The organism is Chamaesiphon polymorphus CCALA 037 (assembly GCF_003003845.1).
GTDB lineage: Bacteria > Cyanobacteriota > Cyanobacteriia > Cyanobacteriales > Chamaesiphonaceae > Chamaesiphon > Chamaesiphon polymorphus.
Genome location: NZ_PVWO01000298.1, coordinates 1 through 7,237, shown reverse-complemented (window position 1 = coordinate 7,237; position 7,237 = coordinate 1). Strand labels below are relative to the sequence as shown.

The window sequence follows — 7,237 nt, the reverse complement described above, 5'->3', positions numbered from 1 at the left end:
GCATACACCGGATGGGAGGTGGGGGTGAGGGCAAGATTAATTAGGTTTTACTAACCGAATTTGGTACGATCGCGAGCTGACGTTAAATCAGGCTGTTTTAGCGGGGACTTTTTGTGGTTGTGGTGCCCAGCCACACTCGCGCAGGTAGGATTCGAGGTCGGTTGGGGCGGGGAAAATCTGTTGCAACTGCGCCAAATCTGCGTTGTAACCTGCACTCTCGAACCACCGATACATAATCGTCATTTCTTCACCTGCTTGCTCCTCGAAGGCTTCAAAGGGGATTTGTTTGTAGGTGACGGGTTTGCCTAAAACTTTGCTAAATGCGGCTGCTACTTCGGGCATGGTCATCTCGACGTTGGCGACTTCTAGTTCGCGGTTGGCGAAATCGGCGGGATGCGCGAAGACTTCACAAACCATTTCTGCGTAATCTGCTTCGGACAGTTGCTGCAATTTTGTATCGGGACTTAATGGTTGGACGAGCGTGCCCTGTTCTAGCATCTGGCGCATCGCTTCGTAGTTGTAAAAGAAGAATACTGGGCGCAGAATCGTATATGTCAAGCCCAGAGAGCGGATATATTCTTCGATTTGAAACTTGCTATCGAAATGTGGCACCCCTGTTTGCCGTTCTGCGCTGCCTACAGAGCTGTAGACGAAATGTTCGACTCCTGCGGCTTTAGCGGCATCGGCGATCGATTTGCCCTCTTGAATCTCGGTGTCTAAGCCATCGTTTAATCCCTGGACTGAAAAAACGCCGTAAACACCTTTTAGAGCGCGATCTAGTGAGGATCGATCGTTGAGATTGCCTAGAACTAATTCTGCACCCGCTCGTTTGAGTGCTTGTGCTTCAGGCTTATTTTCGTCGCGGACGAAGGCGCGCACCTGGAAATTACCGCGTTTTAATAAATGGCGAACTATGGCACCGCCTTGGTTACCTGTCGCGCCAGTCACGAGAATGGTTCGATTTGAATTTTCCATTGTTTTAGCTCCTATTTAGGGTGGTTAATTCGCAATCCGATCGCGAGACATGCGATCTGCAATTACCGTTGAGAGCAAGTTGGCAGGCGGTTTTGCAGGTACAGTCCACATGTAGACATTGTGCGTCTGTCCGTTGACTCGCACTTGTGCGGTCTGTTCTGGTTTCCATTCACCCATGTCAAAAGCGTGAGAAACTATCCGCGTACCGGGTTTGAGTTGACTGAGCAACTGCGGTCTGAGTTTGACATTGAGTGCGGGTAACAAATACAGTGTGACTACCGTAGCGTCGCCAAATTTGCTCTGAAACAAGTCTTGGTTGAGAAATCGCACTCGATCGCTTACGCCTGCTTTTTTGGCATTGGCATTGGCTTCTTTAATGCGCTCTGGGTTAATATCGATACCAACGGCACGAATGCCAAATTTTTGGGCAGCAGTAATTGGAATGCGTCCATCGCCACTACCCAAGTCATACAACACATCATTGCGGTTAACTTTCGCCATCGATAACATGCGATCGACAACTTCTTGCGGTGTGGGTACATAGACGACATCTGGCTGTCGTAATGGCTGAGAGGGGGTGGTACCTGGAGTTTGGACTTGGGTAGTCTCGCTGGCGATCGGCGTTTGGCTGCATCCTATGCTAACCAGACCGATTCCACACAGCAGCAAAGCGATCGGGTGTCGAACTGAAATCATCTATTTCTCCTAAAATTAACTTGCGGTCGAACTTGAAGAGCGATTTTTGCGTGACAGTAAAGTTAACCCAGCAACACTTTGCCCGAATTAACCGATTGCCAGTGGTTGGCTTGGCAGATCCATGGAGTCATACGTGCTGCCAAATAAGTTGCCCCGCACCATCTCACTACTCAAGAAGTCATGGGGGAAACCCAGTTCGATCTGACTTGCACGATCGAGTCTTTGCAAGTGTTCGGGTGATAATTTCACCTCTAGGCACTTGAGGTTATCTTGGAGTTGTTCTAATTTGGTGGCACCCAAGATCGGAATCATCTGCGGACTCTGAGCGCGAATCCAGGCTAGGGCAATTTGAGCGGAGGAGCGTTCCAATTCTTGGGCAATTTCGCCTACTGTTTGTGCGATCTTGAGACTGCGTTCGGGAATTTCTTGACCGCGAGAGGTCGATTTATCGTTACCATTCGACTGAGTGCTATATTTGCCCGATAGCACGCCTCCAGCTAGTGGCGACCACGGTGTGACTGCCAGATTAAAGGCATTTGCCATCGGTAATAAATCGCGTTCTGGCGTGCGTTCGATGAGGCTGTACTCGATTTGCAGGGCGATAAACTGCGCCCAGCCATGGGCTTGAGCTAAGGTATTGGCTTGAGAGACAATCCATGCAGGCGTGTCCGAAATACCGATGTACATGACTTTGCCTTGGCGCACCAAATCGTCGAAGGCGCGCATTACTTCTTCCACGGGAGTCGTGAAATCCCAAGCGTGCAGCCACAACATATCGACATAATCGGTATTCAATCGCTTGAGGCTACCTTCGATCGAGCGCATCATATTTTTGCGGTGGTTGCCACTACCGTTGGGATTGTTTTCACCCTGCCATTGACCTGTCAATGAGTATTTAGTGGCTAAAACAAATCGATCGCGCTCCGCACCAATAAATTCACCGACGATTTTTTCGCTGCTACCATTGGTATATAGATTGGCCGTGTCGATAAAATTGCCACCCGCTTCGACAAAGGCATCGAAAATTTGGCGACTGGTATCTTGAGGTGCTCCCCAGCCCCAGTCTTCCCCAAAAGTCATCGTCCCCAAACATAGTTCGGAAACGCGCAATCCACTTTTGCCTAATAACTTGTAGCGCATATTTATAATTTCCTAATTGGGATTTCTTAGCTAATGAGCTGCAAGATTAGTTCGGTACTTCTTCCTGTTTGTGAGTCTCAAATACACAATTCGATAACGGGTGAGCGATGCAAATTAATACGTATCCCCGAGCGATTTGGTCTTCACTGAGATACGATCCTTCGGACTGGTCTACTTCGCCTTCAATGGTCTTGACAGTACATGTCGAACAAACACCTTGCCGACAGGAATATGGTAACTCCATGCCTCGTTCCTCCGCAGTTTCGAGGATATAGCTTCCGTCTGGTACTTCAATAGTTTGGTCGATACCTTCGGCCTTGTTATAAAGTCTGACTTGATACGAACTTGCCATGCAATAAGGTCTCCAATTATGCGCGCAAAATCTAGAATGAGCAGAAATTTTCGATCGATCGGGCAATTTTTCGTGAAAAAATCCAGTTGCGATCGCTCTACTCTGCCGGAGATTTGCTAACTGGATGTTGTTGTTATTATAATTATTTCTATAGGTCTAATTACATCTGTCGATCGAGGTATAGACATTTTTTTCAAGCGGATAGAGGATAGTCTATTAAATCTATTTGTGTCGCTCGCTTTGCGGCGATTGGCGTAGTAGGTTACCGATCTCTCTATCTTTTGGCTGATGCTCGATCGAGATGAATATCTTAAATTTGATTTCATAGCACAATGGGTAACACAGCTATTCTACGAGCTGTAGATCTCCCTCAATCGGACTGAGGTTTAGATCGGATCTTGACTTGAGAGCTACTCTGACAGGTAAATAGAGCGATCGAGGCTTGCGTACAAAATTATTACTTTCTAAATCGATCGAATCATTAGATTAATAGCAAAACATCAATTTTGCTATTAATTTGTCACAATTGAGATTGCCAGATCCCCGACTTCTTAGAGAAGTCGGGGATCTGAATCTAGCTGAATCGTTTTCAAATCGAGAATCGCTATTAACTTAGTAAAAAAGGTAAAGATGTGAGTATACTCGATCGACCCCATCAACTCGAAACCGCAGATGTTCATACGGCTGCACCCAGACCTTTGCTCGGATTGACAGACGCGATCGCGTTAATTGTTGGATTAGTAATTGGTGCTGGCATATTTGAAACTCCAGCCCTAGTTGCTGCCAATGCCGATAGCCAAAGTACTGTTTTACAAGCTTGGGTACTAGGTGGAGTAATTTCATTGATTGGGGCATTATGTTATGCCGAATTAGCTACAACATATCCCTATGTGGGCGGTAGTTACTATTACTTAAAACGAGCTTTCGGCCAACCAATTGCAATTTTATTTGCGTGGGCGCGAATGAGTGTGATTCAGACTGGATCGATCGCCATACTTGCATTTGTTTGTGGCGATTATGCTTCCCAGTTATGGCGATTGGGCACCTTTTCGCCATCGATTTATGCCGCACTAGCAATCGTGCTGCTCACCGCTCTCAATCTGTTGGGAATCAAGCACAGTAAACGGTTACAAAACTGGCTGACGATTACCACGATCTTGGGTTTGTTGGCCGTAATTATCATTGGTTTGACTATGACTCCAGTGCCAGCTCCAGCTCCAATAACAACTCCACCCACACCTACCGATCCTGCCAAATTTTGGGGATCGGCAATGGTGTTTGTATTGTTGTCGTATGGTGGTTGGAACGAAGCTGCTTATATCGCGGCGGAGATTAAGAATTACCAGCGCAACATCGTGCGATCGCTCCTCTGGGGGATAGGCATTATTACCGTGCTATATTTGTCGATCAATCTCGCTTATCTCAGGGGATTGGGTTTAGCGGGTACGGCACAGTCCCAAGCGGTGGCCGCAGATTTGCTCAGGCGCGCGCTCGGCGAGCCTGGAGCCGTGCTGATTAGTCTGTTGGTGGTAGTTTGCACGCTCGATTCGATTAATGCCACTATTTTTACGGGGGCACGTACCACTTTTGCACTCGGTCAAGATGTGGCTGTGTTCCGATTTTTGGGCGTATGGCAAGACCGTCCGAGTACGCCTGCTACCGCCTATTTGCTCCAAGGGGCGATCTCGTTGGCTCTGATCGGACTCGGCACCATCACTCGCGATGGGTTCAAAACAATGGTCGATTATACCTCGCCCATTTTCTGGTTTTTCTTTTTACTCAGCAGCCTGTCGCTAATGGTACTGCGAGTGCGCGATCCCGATCGAGTGCGACCGTTTCGGGTGCCACTGTACCCGATTTTACCAATCCTATTTTGTGCTGCCTGTGGCTATTTACTCTACTCTAGCTTGGTCTTTACCGGAGCTGGGGCGATCGTCGGTGTCATCGTGGTAGCACTGGGCATTCCGTTTGTCTACTGGCATCGTCAGCAACAGATTCGATGAGAGGGAAAAGGGGAAAGGGACATAATTTCATCAGCCTTTCTCCGCCGGAATAGGTAAACCCTTACGGGTTTTCCCCTCCACAGTACCGAGCTTGCAAGTTTTCAAGCACTCGGCTCCTGCTGTATCATTTACTCCCTTCAAGTTATACTTCTCTTACATAATGGGTCGAATCACTATGTCCAGTACAGGTTTTCAGGACTTTATTTATTGGGCTTCAATCCTTAAAATCCCTGTCCTCCGCCGTTGGCGAATGCCCTTCGCCTCTAACTTGTGGAGGGGTAAAGATTTTCTACTATCGGTTTCAACAACGTTTCAGCCTCTCCTACGTCTGCTCCCCTTTCGAGTACGGGATGACCCTTATCCTGCGAGTTATGAATTCCTCCGAGCTTTCGCTCTACAGGCTTTAGCTTTTTAGAAGAGTCCCTTCTCTCCAAGGAATTGGTACGTCTCACGACTTCCCTACAGTAAATGATACTGACCTTGTAGAGGTTTACACGTTCCACAGTGTTTAGATGCGTCTAGGTTAGGTTTCTCTGTCATCCGGTGGCGAAGGTATCGTCATACTGGCGGAAAAAATCCAGTTTTCTTATGTGCCACACACCTTTTGGTCTGAGCCTTATTCAGCCTTTTAGCTCATTGGGAAATGACGGACTTTATCAAGATTCGCTTTGGCTAACCATACCAGACTTGGACTTGCCCTCGTACCAGTTTAGGCTACCAGTGCGATTAGGCTTTCTCCTCTAGCTGTGAAACATCCCCATTGCTGTTGATGCTTCTTCGGAGCGTCCATACCTTTGATACTAAGGTAGAAGCTAGGAGCTTCACTAAACATCTGCGACTTTCGTGTCGCAACTTCCCTTTTCCCCTCAATAAACACCATCAATACTAGTAACGAGGAAAAGATCGTGAAACGACCCTACATGTCCGAGCTATTAATTACTGGAGTCTGCCTTATCGGATTGAGTATGACTGGTTGCTCGCAATCGTTAACTACCGGAACCGCTCAAATCGATCGAGCTGTGGCACAAACAGCTCCTACCGATGGCAATTCTCCCTCACAAGCGCAACCAGTCGAGAAAGATGTGCCCTATGTCCCCACGCCGACACCTGTTGTCAACGAAATGCTCCGGATTGCCAACGTCAAGAAGAATGATGTGCTCTACGATCTCGGTAGTGGCGACGGTCGGATCGTGATAACAGCCGCCCAGAAATTTGGTACCCGTGGCGTCGGCATCGATATCGATCCCCAGCGAATCAAAGAGGCAAATCAAAACGCTAAAAAAGCCGGAGTAACCGATCGCGTTCAGTTCCGCCAGCAAAATTTATTTGAAACAGATTTTAGCAAGGCTACAGTCGTTACGCTATATCTGTTGCCAGACATCAACTTGAGGCTCAGACCCAGATTGCTCAGTCAACTCAAGCCGGGGACGCGGATTGTTTCTCACGCTTTTGATATGGGTGACTGGAAGCCCCAAAAAGTCGTGAGGGTAGGCGGTCAAACTATTTACTACTGGACGGTACCGCAGCGAGTGAGTAATAAGAAGTAGTCTGCTGTTTTGGAGGTACCAGCGATTGAAATCGCGGCGGACTTTGCACTCCGAGCAGCGGTTTATAACCGCTGAGGTTTTAACTAGCAACTTGGATTACTACTAGGAAAATCCTAATGGTGCTGCTTGACGATCGAGTAATGCACTCAGCAGATCGAGGCTGATGTCGGTCAAATCGTGGACGACTAAATCGGCAGCAGCCAAATCCCGATCGGTGGTAGTGGCTTCAGGGGTACCGATCGTGATGATGCCAGCGGCTTTAGCGGCGTTGATGCCGATGGGTGTATCTTCGATGGCGATCGCTTCATTAGCAGCGATTTCGAGCTGTTGGAGGCAATAATTATAGGCGTCGGGGTCGGGTTTGGCGCGCTCGATCGAGTCGCTGGTGACGATCGTCGCAAATCTGTCAAATGGCACTAAATCTACTAAGGAGATCTCCACAAAAGAACTTACGGTTCGCTCATTTTCAGGGAGGGTCATCAGATTGTGGCCCAAGGCAAGTATAAATCTCAACTGGAAAGTTC

The 7,237-nt window shown here is 47.9% G+C and carries 7 protein-coding genes; 2 read left to right on the top strand and 5 right to left on the bottom strand.

Annotated elements, in window-relative coordinates; genetic code table 11:
- Positions 1-87: 87 nt before the first annotated feature.
- From C7B77_RS19510 to C7B77_RS19495, 4 genes are all read right to left on the bottom strand, one after another.
- A complete protein-coding gene (locus C7B77_RS19510; protein WP_106308615.1) occupies positions 88-975 on the bottom strand; it encodes an NmrA/HSCARG family protein in 888 nt (295 codons plus the stop codon).
- Between the two features lie 24 nt (positions 976-999).
- Entirely contained in the window at positions 1,000-1,671 is a 672-nt protein-coding gene (locus tag C7B77_RS19505; protein WP_106308612.1) for an SAM-dependent methyltransferase, read from the bottom strand.
- 87 nt (positions 1,672-1,758) lie between these two features.
- On the bottom strand, positions 1,759-2,811 hold the full coding sequence (locus C7B77_RS19500) for an aldo/keto reductase (protein ID WP_106308609.1): 1,053 nt from the start codon (positions 2,809-2,811) through the stop codon (positions 1,759-1,761).
- Between the two features lie 46 nt (positions 2,812-2,857).
- Positions 2,858-3,163, bottom strand: coding sequence for a 2Fe-2S iron-sulfur cluster-binding protein (locus tag C7B77_RS19495; RefSeq protein ID WP_106308617.1), 306 nt, complete (start codon positions 3,161-3,163; stop codon positions 2,858-2,860).
- A 632-nt stretch (positions 3,164-3,795) separates the two neighbouring features.
- On the opposite strand from C7B77_RS19495, the gene C7B77_RS19490 reads away from it, so the two are divergent.
- Positions 3,796-5,166: an APC family permease gene (locus C7B77_RS19490; RefSeq protein ID WP_106308607.1), complete on the top strand. Its 1,371-nt coding sequence runs from the start codon at positions 3,796-3,798 to the stop codon at positions 5,164-5,166.
- A gap of 920 nt (positions 5,167-6,086) precedes the next feature.
- A complete protein-coding gene (locus C7B77_RS19485) occupies positions 6,087-6,713 on the top strand; it encodes an SAM-dependent methyltransferase (RefSeq protein ID WP_106308604.1) in 627 nt (208 codons plus the stop codon).
- 102 nt (positions 6,714-6,815) lie between these two features.
- On the opposite strand, the gene C7B77_RS19480 is transcribed toward C7B77_RS19485, so the two are convergent.
- Positions 6,816-7,237: HAD family hydrolase (locus C7B77_RS19480; RefSeq protein WP_219892206.1), on the bottom strand; the 422-nt coding region annotated here is incomplete at its 5' end.